General features: G+C 62.3%; 15 protein-coding genes. 12 read left to right on the top strand and 3 right to left on the bottom strand.

Features of this window, described 5'->3' with window-relative positions; translation table 11 throughout:
- Positions 1-128: 128 nt before the first annotated feature.
- The 11 genes from AC27VE_RS00250 to AC27VE_RS00300 all read left to right on the top strand — a co-directional run bounded on the left by AC27VE_RS00250 (position 129) and on the right by AC27VE_RS00300 (position 11,380).
- Complete coding sequence (locus AC27VE_RS00250; protein ID WP_488702777.1) at positions 129-1,265, top strand: NAD(P)/FAD-dependent oxidoreductase; 1,137 nt, start codon at positions 129-131, stop codon at positions 1,263-1,265.
- A gap of 29 nt (positions 1,266-1,294) precedes the next feature.
- Positions 1,295-1,690: a RidA family protein gene (locus tag AC27VE_RS00255; protein WP_488702778.1), complete on the top strand. Its 396-nt coding sequence runs from the start codon at positions 1,295-1,297 to the stop codon at positions 1,688-1,690.
- Between the two features lie 116 nt (positions 1,691-1,806).
- Positions 1,807-3,252: a M81 family metallopeptidase gene (locus AC27VE_RS00260; RefSeq protein ID WP_488702779.1), complete on the top strand. Its 1,446-nt coding sequence runs from the start codon at positions 1,807-1,809 to the stop codon at positions 3,250-3,252.
- 54 nt (positions 3,253-3,306) lie between these two features.
- Entirely contained in the window at positions 3,307-4,878 is a 1,572-nt protein-coding gene (locus AC27VE_RS00265; protein ID WP_006223660.1) for an ABC transporter substrate-binding protein, read from the top strand.
- Positions 4,879-4,930: 52 nt separating this feature from the next.
- The gene (locus tag AC27VE_RS00270) at positions 4,931-5,866 is read left to right on the top strand and encodes an ABC transporter permease (protein WP_006223659.1); all 936 of its coding nucleotides are present in this window, start codon (positions 4,931-4,933) and stop codon (positions 5,864-5,866) included.
- Between the two features lie 12 nt (positions 5,867-5,878).
- Entirely contained in the window at positions 5,879-6,754 is an 876-nt protein-coding gene (locus AC27VE_RS00275; RefSeq protein WP_006223658.1) for an ABC transporter permease, read from the top strand.
- Between the two features lie 8 nt (positions 6,755-6,762).
- Complete coding sequence (locus tag AC27VE_RS00280; protein WP_488702780.1) at positions 6,763-7,770, top strand: ABC transporter ATP-binding protein; 1,008 nt, start codon at positions 6,763-6,765, stop codon at positions 7,768-7,770.
- 8 nt (positions 7,771-7,778) lie between these two features.
- A complete protein-coding gene (locus AC27VE_RS00285) occupies positions 7,779-8,786 on the top strand; it encodes an ABC transporter ATP-binding protein (RefSeq protein WP_280025781.1) in 1,008 nt (335 codons plus the stop codon).
- Positions 8,787-8,808: 22 nt separating this feature from the next.
- Positions 8,809-10,263, top strand: a complete 1,455-nt coding sequence (locus AC27VE_RS00290) for an N-acyl-D-amino-acid deacylase family protein (RefSeq protein WP_488702781.1) — start codon at positions 8,809-8,811, stop codon at positions 10,261-10,263.
- A 90-nt stretch (positions 10,264-10,353) separates the two neighbouring features.
- The gene (locus tag AC27VE_RS00295; protein WP_088587860.1) at positions 10,354-10,986 is read left to right on the top strand and encodes a helix-turn-helix domain-containing protein; all 633 of its coding nucleotides are present in this window, start codon (positions 10,354-10,356) and stop codon (positions 10,984-10,986) included.
- Between the two features lie 214 nt (positions 10,987-11,200).
- Positions 11,201-11,380 carry a hypothetical protein gene (locus tag AC27VE_RS00300; RefSeq protein ID WP_006223653.1) on the top strand — a complete coding sequence of 60 codons (180 nt, stop codon included), beginning with the start codon at positions 11,201-11,203 and terminating at the stop codon, positions 11,378-11,380.
- Here the strand turns inward: AC27VE_RS00300 and AC27VE_RS00305 are convergent.
- A complete protein-coding gene (locus AC27VE_RS00305; RefSeq protein ID WP_488702782.1) occupies positions 11,377-11,553 on the bottom strand; it encodes a hypothetical protein in 177 nt (58 codons plus the stop codon). The two genes, AC27VE_RS00300 and AC27VE_RS00305, sit on opposite strands and share 4 nt — an antisense overlap.
- Before the next feature lie 315 nt (positions 11,554-11,868).
- On the opposite strand from AC27VE_RS00305, the gene AC27VE_RS00310 reads away from it, so the two are divergent.
- Positions 11,869-13,665 carry a 5'-nucleotidase C-terminal domain-containing protein gene (locus AC27VE_RS00310; protein ID WP_488702783.1) on the top strand — a complete coding sequence of 599 codons (1,797 nt, stop codon included), beginning with the start codon at positions 11,869-11,871 and terminating at the stop codon, positions 13,663-13,665.
- Between the two features lie 423 nt (positions 13,666-14,088).
- Here the strand turns inward: AC27VE_RS00310 and AC27VE_RS00315 are convergent, their stop codons facing one another.
- Both AC27VE_RS00315 and AC27VE_RS00320 read right to left on the bottom strand, forming a co-directional pair.
- Entirely contained in the window at positions 14,089-15,912 is a 1,824-nt protein-coding gene (locus AC27VE_RS00315) for a DUF2357 domain-containing protein (RefSeq protein ID WP_488702784.1), read from the bottom strand.
- Complete coding sequence (locus AC27VE_RS00320) at positions 15,909-18,281, bottom strand: AAA family ATPase (RefSeq protein WP_488702785.1); 2,373 nt, start codon at positions 18,279-18,281, stop codon at positions 15,909-15,911. The genes AC27VE_RS00315 and AC27VE_RS00320 overlap by 4 nt, the downstream gene beginning before the upstream one ends.

Below are 18,281 nucleotides of genomic sequence, written 5' to 3' on the forward strand. Positions count from 1 at the left end.
GCGGGTTTTTTTCTTCGCGTTGAAACCCTGACACCCGCCATCAGGGCATTCCCCTATTACCCGTCTGCCGTCAAAAAACTATCGTATTCGAGAATTATCAAATAAGAGAATTCTCGCTTCCGACAAAAATGACTGCTGAACCCCTATACGATTTCGCCGTGGTCGGCGCCGGTATCGCCGGCGCGTCCGTGGCCTACCGCCTGAGCGCCACGGCGTCCGTGGCAGTGCTGGAACGCGAGTCCCAACCGGGTTATCACTCCACCGGCCGTTCCGCAGCCATGTTCATGGAGACCTACGGCACCACCCAGATCAAGGCGCTGACCCGCGCCAGCCGCGCCTTCTACGAGCAGCCGCCCCAAGGGTTCAGCGAGCATCCGCTGCTTAGCCCCCGGGGCGTGCTGTACATCGCCACGCCGGAACAGAAGGACCTGCTGCAAGAGGTGTTCGAAGACTTCCACCGCCAGTCGCCCAACGTGACGCTGATCGATGCCGAGCAGGCCGTGGCGCGCGTGCCCTGCCTGCGCGCCGACCAGCTTTGCGGCGCGATCGAAGAACCGGATGCGCGCGATATCGACGTGCATGCCCTGCACCAGGGGTTCCTGCGCGGCATGAGCCGGCAAGGCGCGGTGCTGCACAACAACGCGGAACTGGTGTCCGCCGCCTACGCGGACGACGCCTGGGTCCTGACGCTGGCGGACGGCCGCGCCCTCCGGGCGCGGGTGCTGGTCAATGCCGCCGGCGCCTGGGCGGACCACGCCGCGGCCCTGTGCGGCGCCGCCCCCATCGGTCTGCAACCGTGCCGCCGCACGGCGTTCACGTTCTCGGGCCCCGAAGACACCGACTTTTCCCACTGGCCGGCCGTGGTCGGCGTGGATGAAAGCTATTACTTCAAGCCCGATGCCGGCCAGTTGCTGGGGTCGCCCGCCAACGCCGACCCGGTGGCCGCGCATGACGTCGTGCCCGAAGAGCTGGATGTGGCGACCGGCATCTACCGCATCGAATCGGCCACGTCGCTCACCATCCGCCGTCCCAAGCACACCTGGGCGGGCTTGCGCTCGTTCGTGCGCGACGGCGACTTCGTGGTGGGATGGGATGCGCACGCCCCGGCTTTCTTCTGGCTGGCGGCGCAAGGCGGTTACGGCATCCAGACAGCCGCCGCCACCTCCGAACTGGCCGCGGCATTGCTGACGCATCAGCCGCTTCCCGACCACTTGCACGCACACGGCGTCAATGCCGACGCGGTGCGCCCCGAGCGCCTGCGCTGACCTTCATCCCCCCCTTCCACGAGACTCCCATGACCGCCATCACCCGTTACCCCAGCTCCCTGCCTCTGCCGTTCTCGCGCGCCAGCCAGGCGGGCGGCTTCCTCTTCCTGTCAGGCCAGATCCCGATGGATGCCAGCGGGCAGGTCGTGCGCGGCGATATCACCGTCCAGACCCATGCCGCCATCGAACGCATCAAGGAAACGCTGGCGTTGACGGGCGCCACCCTGAAAGACGTGGTGCGCGTGACAGTGTGGCTGTCGGACCTGACGCTGTTCGCGCAGTTCAACGAAGCCTATCGCAGCCATTTCGCGTCGGACTTCCCGTCGCGCTCGACCGTCGAGGCCAAGCTGGCGATGGACGTGGACGTAGAGATCGAAGTGCAGGCGTGGCTGGGCGCGGTTCAAGCCCCGGCTTCGAAGGCCTGAAACCCAGCCGTTTGATTGCATGACACCGCCGGGCCGCGTGCCTGGCGGGGCAGCCCCCAATGCGCGCGCCCTGATGCCCGCGCCCTGATATCCCACTTTTGCGCGGAGCGTCATCCATGAAGATCTTCTCCGGGTCCCTGGCGACCGAGACCAACACTTTTTCCCCCATCCCGACGGGCCTGTCCGCCTACCGGGCACGTGGCTACTACCCCGCCGGGCAGCATCCGGACCGCATGCAGATGTTCTCGGGCCCGCTGTGGGCCGCGCGCCAGCGCGCGGTGGGCAAGGACTGGACGTTGATCGAAGGCATGACCGCAGGCGCCACCCCGGCGGGGGTCACCACCCGCCACGCCTACGAAACGCTGCGCGACGAGCTGCTTGAAGACCTGCGCCGCGCCGGCAAGGTGGATATCGCCCTGTTCGGCCTGCACGGCGCCATGGTGGCCGACGGCTATGACGACTGCGAAGGCGACCTTCTGAGCCGCGCCCGCGCGATCGTCGGCCCCGACACCGTCATCGGCGCCGAGCTGGATCCGCACTGCCATTTGACGGACGCCATGGTGGACAGCGCCGACTTCCTGGTCTGTTTCAAGGAATATCCGCACACCGACATCCTGGACCGCGCATTCGACCTGGTCGACCTGTGCGTGGCCCGCGCCGAAGGCCGCAACACCCCCACGCGCGCGGTGTTCGACTGCGAGATGATCTCCATCATGCACACCAGCCGCGAACCCATGCGCAGCTTCGTCGACCGCCTGTTGGCCATGGAAGGCAAGGAAGGCGTGCTGTCGGTCTCCATCGCCCACGGCTTTCCCTGGGGCGATACGCCGGACATGGGCTCGAAGGTCTTGGTCTATACCGACGGTGATCAACGCCAGGCCGAGGCGCTGGCGCGCACGCTGGGCGAAGAGATCATCGGCTTTCGCGACCAGCTCGCGCCGCCCTACCCCGGCGCGGACGAGGCGCTGGACCAAGCCTTGGCGAAAAAGGAATTCCCGGTGGTGCTGGCGGACTCCGCCGACAACGCCGGCGGCGGCGCCCCCAGCGACGCCACCTTCATCCTGGAACGCGTGCTGGCGCGCGGCATCACCGACGTCGCCACCGGCCCCTTCTGGGACCCGGTTGCCGTGCAGCTTTGCTTTGAAGCGGGCGAAGGCGCGCAGATCAAGCTGCGCGTGGGCGGCAAGGTGGCGCCCGTGTCCGGACAGCCGCTGGACCTGGACTGCGAAATCCTGGCGCTCAAGCGCGACGCCGTCATGACAGGGCTTGCGGGCACGCCCGCGCTGCTGGGCGATGTTGCCGTCGTGCGCACCCAGGGCGTGACGATCGTCATGAACACCTCGCGCACCCAGGCCATGGGCACGGACCTGTTCACGCAGTTCGGTGTGGACCTGCAGGCGATGAAGCTCATCATCGTGAAGTCGTCCCAGCACTTCTACGCCTCGTACTCGAAGGTGGGCCGCCACGTCATCTACGTCGAGACGCCGGGCGCCATCACCCAGGACGTCAACGCCCTGCCTTTCACCAAGCGCAAATTGCCCAAGTGGCCGTTCAAGGCCTGAGGCGCCATCCATTGCCGCCCTGACCGGGCATCCAGAATGAATAAGGGGATAACAATGATCAGACGTTTCAGCTTGCTGGGGGCCGCGGCGCTCCTGGCCATGAGCGCCGCCACCGGCGCGCTCGCCCAGACCAAGACCTTGCGCATGGTGCCGCACGCGGACCTGAAGACGCTGGACCCGCTGTTCAACACGGCCTACATCACGCGCAACCACGGCTACATGGTGTTTGACACCCTGTTCTCGCAAGACAGCAAGGGCCAGGTCAAGCCCCAGATGGTCGACACCTGGACCTCGTCCGAAGACGGCAAGACGTGGACCTTCACCTTGCGCCCCGGCCTGAAGTTCAACGACGGCACGCCGGTAACGGCCGAGGACTGCATCGCATCGCTGCAGCGCTGGGCCAAGAAGGACACCCTGGGCCAGGCGATGATGGCGGCCGGCGCCGAATTGGCCGCCACCGGCGACAACACGTTCACCCTGACGCTCAAGGAGCCCTTCGGCCTGGTGCTGGACGCGCTGTCCAAGCCGTCGGGCATGCCGCCCTTCATCATGCCCAAGCGGCTGGCCATGACGGACCCGAACACGCAGGTCACCGAAATGGTCGGCTCGGGCCCGTTCCTGTTCAAGCGCGATGAATGGGTGCCCGGCAACAAGGTTGTCTACGTGAAGAACCCCGCCTACGTGCCCCGCGCCGAGCCGGCCGACGGCCTGGCGGGCGGCAAGAACGTGAAGGTGGACCGCGTCGAATGGCTGTACATCCCCGACGGCAACACCGCCACGGCGGCGCTGATGAACGGCGAGGTCGACATGATCGAGCAGATCACGCCCGACTTCCTGCCCGTGGTGGAAAGCAATCCGGACATCACCCTGAGCACGTCGGTTGCGTCGCAAGGGATGGTCATCGTCAACGCGCTGCATCCGCCGTTCAACAATCCGCTGGCCCGCCAGGCGCTCTACCACCTGGTAAGCCAGAAGGAAATGCTGTCGGCCATGGGTTACCCGGAGAAATACCGCGTCGACTATTGCGCCACCCTGTACATCTGCGGCTCGCCGCTGGCAACCGACGCCGGCGCCGCGCCCTACGCCAAGCCTGACCCGGCGCGCGCCAAGCAACTGCTGCAGGAAGCCGGCTACAAGGGCGAAAAAGTGGTGCTGCTGTATCCGACCGACCACCTGAGCGCGCCCGCCGTGATGGTGCTGGCGCAAAACATGAAGAAGGCCGGCATCAAGGTGGACGTGCAGTCGATGGACTGGGCGTCGCTGGCCGGCCGCCGGCTGAAGAAGGATCCGCCCGAACAGGGCGGCTGGAACATCTTCCTGACCTGGGGCGGCTACTACGACGCCAGCACGCCGGTGACCAACCCCTGGCTGTCGGCTGCCTGCGGCAACAGCCTGCCGGGCTGGCCCTGCGACAAGGAGCTGGACACGCTGCGCACCAACTGGATCCGCGAGACCGATGCCGCCAAGCGCAAGGAGATCGCCGCCCAGATGCAAGCGCGCGCCTACCAGACCGTGCCTTACGTCATGTGGGGGGAATTCAAGCCCGTCTTCGCCGTGCGCGGCCTCAAGCACACCGAGCTGATCAAGAACGGCATCCCGGTGATGTGGAACATCGAAAAGCCGTAAGGCAGACGCCGGGCGCATCGAGCGCCCGGCCGCAAGCCAAGGGGAATCCAGCGTGAAATACATCCTGCGCCGCATCGCGGCCGTCATTCCAGTCATGGCCGTCGTCGCGGTCGTGGTGTTCCTGCTGATCCATCTGTCGCCGGGCGATCCGGCTGCGGTGATCGCCGGCGACAACGCGACCGCCGAGGACGTCGAGAAAATCCGTCAGAACCTGGGCCTGGACAAGCCGCTGCCGCAGCAGTTCGTCATCTGGATCAGCCACATCGCCGTGGGCGACCTGGGCACCTCGATGTCCTCGCAGATGCCGGTATCGCAACTGATCGGCCAACGCATGGGGCCGACCGTGTCGATCGCCCTTTTCACGATGCTGTTCGCCGTGCTGGTGGCAGTACCCCTGGGCGTGCTGGCTGCCTGGAACGCCGGCCGCTGGCTGGACCGCCTGGTGATGATCGGCGCGGTCTGTGCGTTTTCGGTGCCGGTATTCCTGATCGGCTACAGCCTTGTCTATGGCTTTTCCATCAAGCTGGGCTGGCTGCCGGTGCAGGGCTACAAGCCCCTCGCGGACGGCCTTGTGCCGTATCTGCGCCACCTGGTGCTGCCCTGCCTGTCGCTGGGTCTGGTCTATATGGCGCTGCTGACACGCATGACGCGCGCCACCATGCTGGAGGCCCTGTCCGAGGACTACATCCGCACCGCGCGCGCCAAGGGCCTGTCGTCGGGCCCCATCGTGTGGCATGCGTTGAAGAACGCCGCCAACCCCATCGTCACCACCATCGGCGTGGGCGTGGCCCTGCTGATCGGCGGCGTCGTGGTCACCGAAACCGTGTTCGCGATTCCCGGCCTGGGCCGCCTGACCATCGACGCCGTGCTGCGCCACGACTACCCGGTGATCCAGGGCGTGTTGCTGGTGGCCTCGGGCATCTACGTGCTGATCAACCTGCTGGTCGACCTGAGCTACCGGCTCTTCGACCCCCGCATCCGCTACTGAGAAGGGCAAAGCATGAACACGACCACCCTCCCGCTTGCGATACCGCGCCCGCGCCTGCGCCGCGCCGTCCGGTCGCTGCGCCGCCATCCCATGCTGTATGTGGGCGGCGCGATCCTGCTGGTGCTGGCGGCCATTGCGCTGGCCGCCCCATGGCTCGCCACCGTCGACCCGCAAGACATCAACCCGATGGCGCGCATGAAACCGCCGTCGACCGAACATTTCTTCGGCACCGACGCGCTGGGCCGCGACGTGTATTCGCGCACCGTATGGGGCGCGCGCGTATCGCTGCTGGTCGGCATCGTGGTGGCGGTCGTCTCGACCGTCGCCGGCGTGATGCTGGGCATGCTGGCCGGCTACTTCCGACGCGTCGACGCACTCATCATGCGCATCATGGATGGCCTGATGGCCATTCCCGGCGTGCTGCTGGCGATTGCCCTGATGGCCACCCTGAAAGGCGGCCTGGGCACCGTGATCATCGCCATCGTCATCCCCGAGGTGCCGCGCGTCGTCCGCCTGGTGCGCGCGCTGGTGCTGACGATCCGCGAACAGCCCTACATCGAGGCGGCCGTGTCGGTAGGCACGCGCGTGCCGTCGATCCTGCTGCGCCACATCCTGCCCAACCTGTTCGCCCCCTTGATGGTGCAAGCCACGTTCATCGCCGCATCCGCCATCCTGACCGAAGCCGTGCTGAGCTTCCTGGGCGTGGGGATCCCCCCGCAGATTCCCAGCTGGGGAAACATCATGGCCGAAGGCCGCAACTTCGTCGCCGTGGCGTTCCACATCATCCTGTATCCCGGCCTGTTCCTGGGCGTCGCGGTACTGGCCGTCAACCTGGTGGGCGACGGGCTGCGCGACATGCTCGATCCCCGTCTGGCCAAAAAGCTGTAGGAGCGCTCATGCAACCCACCCCTGTCCTGCGCGTGCATGACCTGACCACCTGTTTCGACGGCGACGACACGACCGTCGTGGCTGTCGACAAGCTCTCGTTCGACCTCCTGCCCGGCGAAACGCTGGGCCTGGTTGGCGAATCCGGCTGCGGCAAGAGCGTCACGTCCCTGTCCATCATGCGCCTGCTGCGCGCCCCCGGCCGGGTCGCGGGCGGCAGCATCGAGTTCGACGGACGCGACCTGCTGGCCCTGCCCGAAAAGTCCATGCGCGCCATCCGCGGCAACCAGATCTCAATGATCTTCCAAGAGCCCATGACCTCCTTGAATCCCGTGATCACGGTGGGCAAGCAGATCAGCGAATCGCTCATGCTGCACCAGGGACTGTCGCGCCGCGACGCCCTGGCGCAGGCCGAGAAGCTGCTGGAGCTGGTGCAGATCTCGGACCCCGCGCGCCGCGTGCGCGAATATCCCTATCAGCTGTCCGGCGGCATGCGTCAGCGCGCCATGATCGCCATGGCGCTGGCGTGCCAGCCCAAGGTGTTGATCGCCGACGAGCCCACCACCGCGCTGGACGTCACCATCCAGGCGCAGATCCTGCACCTGCTGCGCGACATCCAGGCCCGCCTGGGCACGGCCATCGTGCTGATCACGCACGACCTGGGCGTCGTCGCCCAGATGTGCCAGCGTGTCATCGTGATGTACGCCGGCCGCAAGGTGGAAGAAGGCAGCGTGGACGACGTGCTGGACCGTCCTCAGCATCCCTATACCCAGGCGCTGATCCGGTCGCTGCCCGACTTCGTCGACGGCCAGGACCACACGGCGCGGTTGGCCGAACTGCCCGGCATCGTGCCGGTGATGACGCCCGCCTCGCGCGGCTGCGCCTTCGCCGCGCGCTGCCCGCAAGCGCTGCCGCGCTGTACGGAAGAGGCGCCGCCCGCTATCGATGCCGGCAGCCGCCACCGCGTCTGGTGCTGGGCGCGCCTGTCCGAGCCGGCGCCTGTCGCCATGACCGCCTGAGACCCGCCATGAACCTTCACGACATTCCTCTCTCGTCCGCGGCCTCGGCCCGCACCGCCCCTGCCGCGGTGCCCATGCTGGAAGTCATCGGGCTGAAAAAGCACTTCCCCGTCGACAGCGGACGCGGCGCGAAAGTCCTGCGCGCGGTGGACGGCATATCGCTATCCGTCCCGCGCGGCCAGACGCTGAGCCTGGTGGGCGAGTCCGGCTGCGGCAAATCCACCACCGGCAAATGCCTGATCCGCCTGACCGACCCCACCGAAGGCCGCATCCTGCTGGAAGGCGCAGACCTGGCGACGATGAACAGCAGCCAGTTGCGCGCCATGCGCCAGCGCATGCAGTTCATCTTCCAGGACCCGTTCTCTTCCATGAACCCGCGCATGCGCGTGCGCGACATCATCGGCGAGCCGCTGCGCAACTTCGGCCACGACCGTGCCGCCATCCGTGAACGCGTTTCGCAATTGCTGGCGCGCGTCAGCCTGCGTCCTGATGCCGCCGACCGCTACCCCCACGAGTTCTCGGGCGGGCAACGCCAGCGCATCGTCATCGCGCGCGCCCTGGCGCTGGACCCCGGCCTGATCGTCTGCGACGAACCGGTATCGGCGCTGGACGTCTCCGTCCAGGCGCAGGTCATCAACCTGCTGATGGACCTGCAGCGCGACCTGGGCCTGACCTACGTATTCATTTCCCACGACCTGAGCGTGGTGCGCCACATCAGCCACCGCGTCGCCGTGATGTACCTGGGCAAGATCGTGGAAATCGGCACCCGCGACGCCATCTTCGACCGCCCCGCCCACCCCTACACCCGCGCCCTGCTGGCGGCCGTGCCGTCGGCGCGCCAGGGCCAGCGCACGCCCGTCGAGGTCCTGAAAGGCGAAATCCCCAGCCCGCTGTCGCCCCCGTCCGGCTGCGCCTTCCGCACGCGCTGCCCGATGGCGCAGCCGCGCTGCGCCGAAGAAACCCCTTTGCCCCGCGAAGTGGCCCCCGAACAGCAAGTCGCCTGCCACTTTGCCTGAACCCACTTAGCCGGAGATCCGCATGTCCCAGCCTGACGCCACCCCGTTTGACTACATCCTTGCCGGCGGCACCGTCATCGACGGCGCCAACACCCCCGGCCAGCGCGCCGACGTGGGCGTGCGCGGCGACCGGATCGCCGCCGTAGGCGACCTCTCCACCAGCGCCGCGCACCGCCGCATTGACGTCAGCGGCAAGGTGGTCGCGCCCGGCTTCATCGATTCGCACACGCACGACGACAACTACCTGCTCAAGCACCGCGACATGACGCCGAAGATTTCGCAGGGCGTCACCACGGTCGTCACCGGCAACTGCGGCATCAGCCTGGCGCCGCTGGCCCACGCCAGCCCGCCTGCCCCGCTGGACTTGCTGGACGAAGGCGGCTCGTACCGTTTCGCGCGCTTCTCCGACTACCTGGATGCGCTGCGCGCAACCCCCGCCGCCGTCAACGCCGCCTGCATGGTCGGCCACTCCACGCTGCGCGCCGCCGTCATGCCCGACCTGCAGCGCGAAGCCACACCAGACGAGGTGCAGGCCATGCAGTCGCTGGCCGACGACGCCCTGGCCAGCGGCGCCATCGGCATCTCGACCGGCACCTTCTACCCGCCCGCCGCGCGCGCCACCACCGAAGAGATCATCGAAGTCTGCCGGCCGCTGAACACCCACGGCGGCATCTACGCCACCCACATGCGCGACGAAGGCGAACACATCGTCGCGGCCCTGGAAGAAACCTTCCGCATCGGCCGCGAACTGGACGTACCCGTCGTGATCTCGCACCACAAGGTCATGGGCCAGCCCAACTTCGGGCGTTCCCAGGAAACCTTGCCCCTGATCGAAGCCGCCATGGCCAAGCAGGACGTCTCGCTTGACGCCTACCCCTACGTGGCCGGCTCCACGATGTTGAAGCAAGACCGAGTGCTGCTGGCCGGCCGCACAATCATCACCTGGTGCAAGCCGTTCCCGGAACTGAGCGGCCGCGACCTGGACGACGTCGCCGCCGAACGGGGCAAATCCAAATTCGACGTGGTGCCAGACCTGCAACCCGCGGGCGCCATCTACTTCATGATGGACGAGCCCGACGTCCAGCGCATCCTGAAGTTCGGCCCCACCATGATCGGCTCGGACGGCCTGCCCCACGACGAACGCCCCCACCCGCGGCTGTGGGGCACCTTCCCCCGCGTGCTGGGCCACTACTCCCGCGACCTGGGGCTCTTCCCCCTGGAGACCGCCGTCTGGAAAATGACCGGCCTGACCGCCGCCAAGTTCGGCCTGGCCGAACGCGGCCAGGTCCAGCCCGGCTACTTCGCCGACCTGGTCGTCTTCGACCCCGCCACCGTCGCGGACGCCGCCACCTTCGAACGCCCCACCGAGCGAGCCGCCGGCATCCATTCCGTCTATGTCAACGGCGCGCCCGTCTGGGAAGACCAGGCCTTCACCGGCCAGCACGCCGGCCGCGTCCTGAACCGGACCCCCGCCTGAAGGCAGGCCCACCCCTTACAATCCGGCGTAGACGCGGCAGGGCTTGCGGGCCCTGCCCCAGCCCTCAACCCCTTGATGCCAGATCGCTACATGGCCCAACCCGGCAATACATCCCCGCCCGAAATCGTCGGCAAGGAAGAAATGGGCGCTCGCCTGCGCGCCGAGCGCAAGGCCAGAAAGATGACCTTGCAGGCGTTATCGCAGGCCAGCGGCATCGCGGTATCGACGCTATCGAAGGCAGAGCTCGGGCAAATCGCCCTCAGCTACGAAAAGTTCGCCGCGCTGGCGCGCGCGCTGGACATCGACATGACCCGCATGTTCATGCTGCGCGACGCCTCCCAAGCCGCCGTCGCCCCCACCTACGTCAAGAACAAGCTCAGCGACGCCCGCGACTACATCACGGAAAACTATCACTACCGCCTGCTGATGGGCGAATACCCCGGCAAGAAGATGCTGCCGATGGTGGCCCTGATCGATTCGCGGAAGGTGGTGGAGTTTGAGGACTACATCCGGCACCCGGGGCAGGAATTCGTCGTGGTGCTGTCGGGCAAAGTCCGGATCCAGTTCGAAAATGGCGATAGCGTCGTGCTCGCGAAGCTGGAATCGGCGTACTTCGACAGCAGCATCGGGCACGTTTACCTGTCGCTCAGCCGGAAACCGGCCGAGGTTCTGGCGATATGCAGCGATACCGAAGATGTTCCCTCCAGGCTGAAGGGGGGCTGATGGGGCTGCGGCTTCGGAATGCGATTTTCGGCTTGCGCTGGCATATGGCTGTCACACAGGCCGGCCATACTTGTCGACAAGATGCTTGGGGAACCCGATCTGGGTCGGGCCAACCCTGGATATTCATATGAATGGTAAATCGTTGGGCTGAGCAAGAAGCCGGCTTACGATGCCTAGCATCTACTGGGCCCGGTGCCCGCAGGAATGCTCCGACATGCAACGCTTGATCTCCCCCATTTTGACCCGCCGCCCGGCACTACTCGCCGGCCCGCGCAGTGGCCGCCGCTATGACGCGGTGTATTCGCTGAAAGCCCATCGTGAAGCCCGGATGCTGAATGAATCCGCACAGCGGATTCTGGCTGTTTCGGCCCGGTATATGTTGGCAGGCGCTTAAACCTGCAGTTTGTAAGGTTGGCGTTGCATAGGCAACGCCAATGTAGAAATCCCGCTGAGGCTTATCGTTTCAGCGGGATTTTTATTGGGGATTTTGGGCGCAACTGCGTGATCTGTCGCCGAATTTTCCAGCACTCGGATGTCGGCTTCTGGCCAGCAGCGGTTGTTCGTCATTGTCTGCTCAAAGGCGCCCCGGCAGAACTTGCGATTGCGCCTTACGCCTGAGGCGTCGAGTCTCCCTTCGAGGACTATGCACATGTCCGAGTAAAGTGAACTCCGACCTTGGCCTGCCCGAGTTCACGCCGTCGTCGTGGCCGTGGAATCGGATGATCGGCTGGACAGCGCACGCTGTCACCGCTACCAAGTCCCCTCACCTCCGTACTCATCGCGGGCAGTTCGAAGGGCGGATGTTTGTAAGTCATCTGTACTTTCGAGTATCGGGCTGCCTAAACTGTGACCACAACCGACGCACCCCACGAAGGAGTGTCCATGTCCGACGAGACCGTCACGGCAAAGCCGATCCTGTTGATACAGCTGAACGACCTCTATCACATCGACACGCGGGCAGACTACACAGATCAGGACACCCTGGTGCTGCCGCGCATCGCCACGCTTACCAAGCGCTTACGAGATTACTATGGAAGCGACTGGACCCGGTTCTGCGTGCCGGGCGATTTCTTGGCCCCTTCGTGCCTCAGCAAGGAGTTCAAGGGTAAGCAGATGGTTCAGGTGATGAACCTGATGGGCGTCGACCTGGTAAGTTTGGGCAACCATGAGTTCGAAGCCGACATCTCACAAGCAGACCTCGAAGCCCGGATGAACGAATCGAGATTCGAGTGGCTTAATTTGAACTTCGCCTTTCACGACACGCAGTTTGAGCAGGGAATGGTCGACGCAGGGAAAATGTCGTCGATCCATGTCATCCGGCCGTCGGCAACCCATGCCGTTGCCATCTTCGGAGCTCTCGGTGCGGAAACGCCGGAGCACCTGGGCCGCGTCATCGACCAGTACGAGATGATCAAGGATCTCTCCAGCGTTGTCGCCGAAGTGCGAAGCGAATTGAAGGCGTCCACCGGAAAGACCGAACTTGATTTCACCCTGGTGGCCATGACGCACCAGACCGTCGAAGAGGATTGCAAGCTGGCCAAGTCCTTCCCAGAACTTAGGCTCGTCATGGGCGGCCATGATCACAACGTCGTTGTCCGAGAGTTGGTGGGTCATTGCTTGGTAGTCAAGACTGCGTCCAATGCCAGGACAACTCGTTTCAACTGGATCGTGACGATTCCTCGGCGGACAAGTAACGGCGAGCCGATTCCGGACCGCAGAACCGATGCCACAAGATTTGAGAAGTTCGCAAAAGACCTGTTCTTCGAAACCGGACTGAAGCCGCTGCGGGATGCCCTGCTGGGCACGAGTACGCCGACCCATGAGCAATTGCGAGATCTCGCCAACGTGTTCGGCCCTAAAGGACTGCACGGCTACGAGGTGCTGGGGCGCTCTGTAGGAGAAGACTACGTATTCACCTTCAGCCTGAGCCTGGCGACCGGCACACGGTCATTCACACGGCTGCTACCGCCAGATGAGCCAGTACAGACCTGCATCGAGACCTGGAACCTGCGATCTAACCACCTCCCCGATCAGTTGGCCCTGGCACCTTGTGAAATGGTTCTGCTCGATTGCGAGATACGCCGCAAATCAACTAACTTCGGCAATTTCGTCGCCGATGTGCTGCTCGGCATCCCAACGATCGACCGGCCCGATCGTTGGGATGTCGACGTCGCGATCATCAACAGCGGCAGCTTCAGGATCGACCGCAACCTGCAGACGGGCGAGGTTATCTCGGATCGGACCTTGTGCGACATCTTCTATCACAGCAACGAGGTTCGCTCTTACACCATCTCCGGTGCAGCCTTGCTGGCCGTATTGCATAACGCCCTTGCATTGCGCAATCGCGATGCTAAGGAAGGCGACGGCAACTTCGTTCAGATCGCGGGAATGAGAGTGCGGGCGGCCGCCACAACCACGGAGGTCGAGATCGTCGATCGGCAGGGAATATCCCGCCGGATCAATCCTGCCGAGGCCTATCGGGTTGCGACCACTTCGTACGTCGCCACCAAAGCATTCGGCGAACATTTCGAAGGATGTGCTTCAACGCCCCTCGATACCGACATCCGCGAACGCGTCCGCGATGCCCTCACCCGATTGGTCCCTACGGAATTGGAGAAACTGCTGGCGACGCCTGTACGCTGGGTATTTTCCGGTCCCATGGAACGGCTCCGCAGTTAAGAAGCGACCGGACCCTATGCATCTGGCCATTGGGAGTCTGCAATCTGGATCCGAGATTTTTGAATCGGATGTCTGCTTTGGGTGGCGGATTCAACAGGTCAACGCAACGGATTCGCCGAACATTTCAGCGGGTGTTTGGAGGCCAGTCGTCTTGCGTGGCCGCCATGGTTTGTGCGTTCAACCGGTCGTTGCAACACACTAGAGGCTGCGGTCTGTCGTCAACGGCGGCTCCCGGCCAGAAGCGGACTTTTGAGCGCTTTGTCCTCACCGGCTGCTAAAGGCTGCAGGCAGTCATCTAATTCTCGATAACCATCGTCCGCTAAAGTTTAAAGCAGTCGTTGTCAGCCAACAGACTACGAGCCTCATGCATACGAGCAGTATTTTGACGCTGTCAAGAAAGTGACCGTTTTGCTCACGCTACCCTCATTGAGCTGCATCCAAGTCGAACTCCAGCCAATCCCTGCCAGACCATACAAAACCGTCCGCCTCAGGTATGTTCGACGCGCCCTTCGGTCGCATGGAAAAGTGTCGCCGTTTCCCTGTTGTTTTGAGCGACCAAGTCGTCTGACAAATCCCGCATTGGCAGTAGAAGTCTTGCTGCTGCCCGGGTTCGAATCGCGCTGTATGGCCACAGAGCTGAGCAAGCGCTGCAACCTGTTCGATGGCAACCCCGACCGCGTGCTCAACTTGTGGATTCGCCGAAGCTCGGAGCACCGCCTTCAGTTCGGCGGCTTTCTGAGCATCGATTGGCGCGAGGAGCCTAACGTGCGTTGGAGAAATGGATTCAAACTGTTCCCGCCAGGCCTCGGTCAGTCTTTTTGTCGGTGTAGGCAATGGCCCCAGTTTTCGCCCATGAGCGCTGAGCAATTGCCGCAACATCCATTCATCGATCAACTTCCCCACTTTCTCTACAACGTAAAGATCCAGCGGTGAAACGGGAAGGCACTGTGGCGATGCGACACTGGTTGGAGCACCTGGCCAGCACACGATGCGGCCAGACTCCAGACTCTCGCTGCTATTTATGGAAGCGCCGAACCAGGCAATCGGTACGATCCTCAGAGTAGATCCGTCAGACTGAGTTACGACCCAATCATGCGCATCATGCTTGAGTACGAAATTCCGACCAGCCCAACTGAACACAAAATTTCCATCTACGCTGCGCAAACCATAGCGTTCCAGCGCGCGCCTGACCACTAGACCGACGTAGCTGACGTAAGCGTGTTGCAATTGCAGTTGTCGCGCCAAGCGCTCTTCCGGAGGCAATAGCCGCTCCTCTCGATCATCTTTCAGCTTCTCCCACAGAGGAGGCAGATGACGATAGTGAGGATCATGATTCAGAATGTTTGTGCGATGAATTTGGGCGGGGACTACCGAAGCTGCGGGCACCAGTGAATAGACGCCCCGTTGCTTCAATTCTCTGATTGCACGTAACTGAGACTCCAACTCGCTGAGAGCGCGCTTTCCTGCTTCCAACTGCATCCCGGTCTTGTCATCAAGATATGACTCTCCCCAAAGGCGGCAAATATCCTGGCGAAGTCGAAAATGCGTCTGCTCTGAGCCTTGAAACTCCAAAGCTCGCTTCAGCCGTGAATTGACACCCCGGATGCGAGCCAGTCGCCTGGCAAGGTGCCGATCAAGCCGATCCAGCAATCGCTTGTAAAGCCTGTTCTCATAGATGGCATAGTCGTCCTCGCTGAAACGAGCCAGAATCTTGCGAGGTTGGACGCCGCTGAGCGTGCGCTGCTGCCAGCAATCTGAGTGTGACGCAAGGTGACTTAAAGCCGAGGTTGCAAGGCGTCGAGCTCGTGCCACGGGTGCCACCAAATCGTCATACCGAAGGTCTCTGCGAGGCCGGTCAGCTATCGAGTGCAAATGACCATTTCTGAGTACCGTCGCCAAGTTTTGTTCGAGTTCCTCAAGTGCACATTGCGCGGCCATCTCAGCCGGTAGCATCGGTGAGACATTTGCATCGTGTGCGTGAGCGAGCTTGCCAGCAATCGAAATAATCGCCTCGGCGGAAAGATCGGAGTCAGCCTGATCTTCGTCGGTCTGATCGCTGGAGAGCACTTGGCGTTCAGCGTCCTGAATCCGGATGACGCCAGAGCCGTCATCCGACAACAGATCACCGGGCTGCAAGTGGCTGTGTCCGTTAACCACGAGAGGCTCAAGCAAGCAATACCGCCCCGGCAGGAACGCGTCGGGCAGGTCACTGAGCGTCCCACCGGTAAGGCGGTCCAGAAATCTCATGCGCCACGTTCCTTACGGCGACGGTCTTCGGCCAACAGGGCAATGGAACGGCGAGGCTCCGATTTCCACCCCTTCCAAACAGTAGTAAGTGCTTGTTCGATGGCAGTTAAATCATCGATCGTCGCATCGTATCTACCAGTGACCTTACCGCGCCGAAATACTCTGCTAGCAAGCAAATGATCCAGAGCATCCTCTTTCCGGCCACCCGCAGCCATGTAAACGGGGACAAATCGCATGGCCTGACGCTCGAGTCGATTGCCCCATCCCAGGTCAAAGCGATCCTGCAAAATGCTTGTGAGCGGCCCCGTGGTCAACTCTGCCAACAACTCTGAAACCTCGTCGGCGTTCTGAGTCACAGCGCCATCAAAGCGCTCCATCAATAATCCATAACTAAAGCTGGCCTTCGGTTTCGGCTCAATCTTGAATCCTGCCTCGTGGCGGGGAAGCGTCATGACGTGAGCACGGTCGTAGGTTTTGTCAGCGAACTCGTTCGTGGTCTCATCGTGGTTTGCAGTGCCTACGAACCAGACGTTATGGGGGACTCGAATCCTTCGACCCTCGACAAGCAGCGCCGGTGCATTTGGCAACTGACTTTCCGACAGGCTGATCAATCGATCTCTTGGATCATTTTTTTCGAGAGCCGAAAGGAATTCAGCAAAATACTGCTCCGGGCGCGAGAGATTCATCTCATCGAGCAAGATGATGTTGCACCGGTCCTTGTAGGCGGCAGTTTGCGCACGGTAGAGACCTTGCAGGCAGTCGCGCTCATAGAAGCGCTTCTCGAATGCGTTGTAGTGCCCCAGTAGGTCATCACGATCTCGCCATCCAGCCTGGACGGCAATGTCAGTGCAATGCCCCCCCACAGCCTTTGCGAATGCCTTCGCCAAGCTCGTTTTTCCCGTGCCGCTGATCCCCTGAAAGATGTGAAGCTGGCTCATAGCCAATCCGGCAATGAGCAACTGAATATCTTCGAGACGGAAATGCAGTGTTGCACCTTCCTCCGCTTGAGCGATCCTGTGCTGCAATTCAATCGAGAATTTTTTCAGATCAGGAACGTCCTGCTCCGGCAGGCCCAACTCCTTGGCTTTGCGATCCTTGATCCAGTCTGCATTGGATGCCGAATCCATCCATGCCATCTGGGGAAATGGTTTTTCGGACTGCTGTGACTGGGTTAGGTCATCCACCGTTTTACCCAAGTCATTCAGCCTTGCACTCAAAATCTGATTGTTTTTTTCGAGAGCACGCTTCTCTTTTTCAAGGTTCTCTTTGTCACTGACGCCGAGTCGCAGGCGATGAAGCTGAGCTTTTGCATCAGCCAAGTCCACATGAACCTCATCAAGTTGAGTCTTTTGCTCATCACGAAGTTTTCGCAGCGCCTCGTTCTCAAATTGCAACTGATCATCTTGACTATTTGCAACTTGGTTCTCCAGCTGAGTGACTCGACGCTTGTGAGCAGCTAACTCGTCAAGAATCTCGCGTGCAGACCGTCCCGCCAATGCCTCTGAGAACTCTCGATATTGTTCTAATTTTTGGTCAGTCAAGGTCCAATCTCGGTACACCTTTTCGAGGCGAGACTCGGCTCGTTGTCGGGCCTCGGTCAATCTCGCAATTTCCTGGCTGGCCTCGCGAAGCGCATCTTCACGGATCTGTGTCCGTTCGCGCTCAAGCTCTTTCCACTCTGCATCTAGCCGTCGTTGTTGCTGCTGAAGACCTCTCTCCTTGTTTGCAATCTCCGCTTCACGCCCCATCAGTTCGGAGGCGCGCGCAGACTCATCGTCACGTGCTTTCTGCTCTGCTTGAAGGATGCCAAGTTGAATCTCTGTTTTCTTGGACTCTAGCTCCACGATCTCCTTTTTTAGGTCACTGAGTGCTGCGACGTTTTGGGCGGCAAAACCGGATCGCGCATCCAGCTCGCGCTTTTCAAGTTCACGCTCCTTATCAGCCAAACTTGATTCGGATTTTTTTATCTCAGCTTGTCTTTGCTTCAACTCATCGTCGAGTTTGTGGATCTCTTCGGTTCGTTTTTTGTTCTCATCACTTCGGCGGGAGAATGCCTCTTCCTTGCGAGTCAGGTCCTCCGTGCGCTTCTGTACATCTCCATACAGCTCACGAACTTTCTTTGCGACATCGGAGACATCCGCCAACAGCTTCTCGAGCTCAACCTTTTTCTCAGGCTCGGCTTTTTCCAACTCGCTGACATGATCTTTGTCCAGGTCGGGGAGCAGCACGACGGAAGCATCGCTTTGCACCAGCGATGCAAGGGAGCTAATACCAGCAGTTGCTTTCTGCCATGCCGATGCGACTGCAATTTGTGCAGCATTCGTGTTTTGCGCCACTGGGGCTTTGTTCCCCTTATTGTGTTTTGCCAT

It is taken from the genome of Achromobacter sp. 18P8.1.1, from assembly GCF_057799415.1.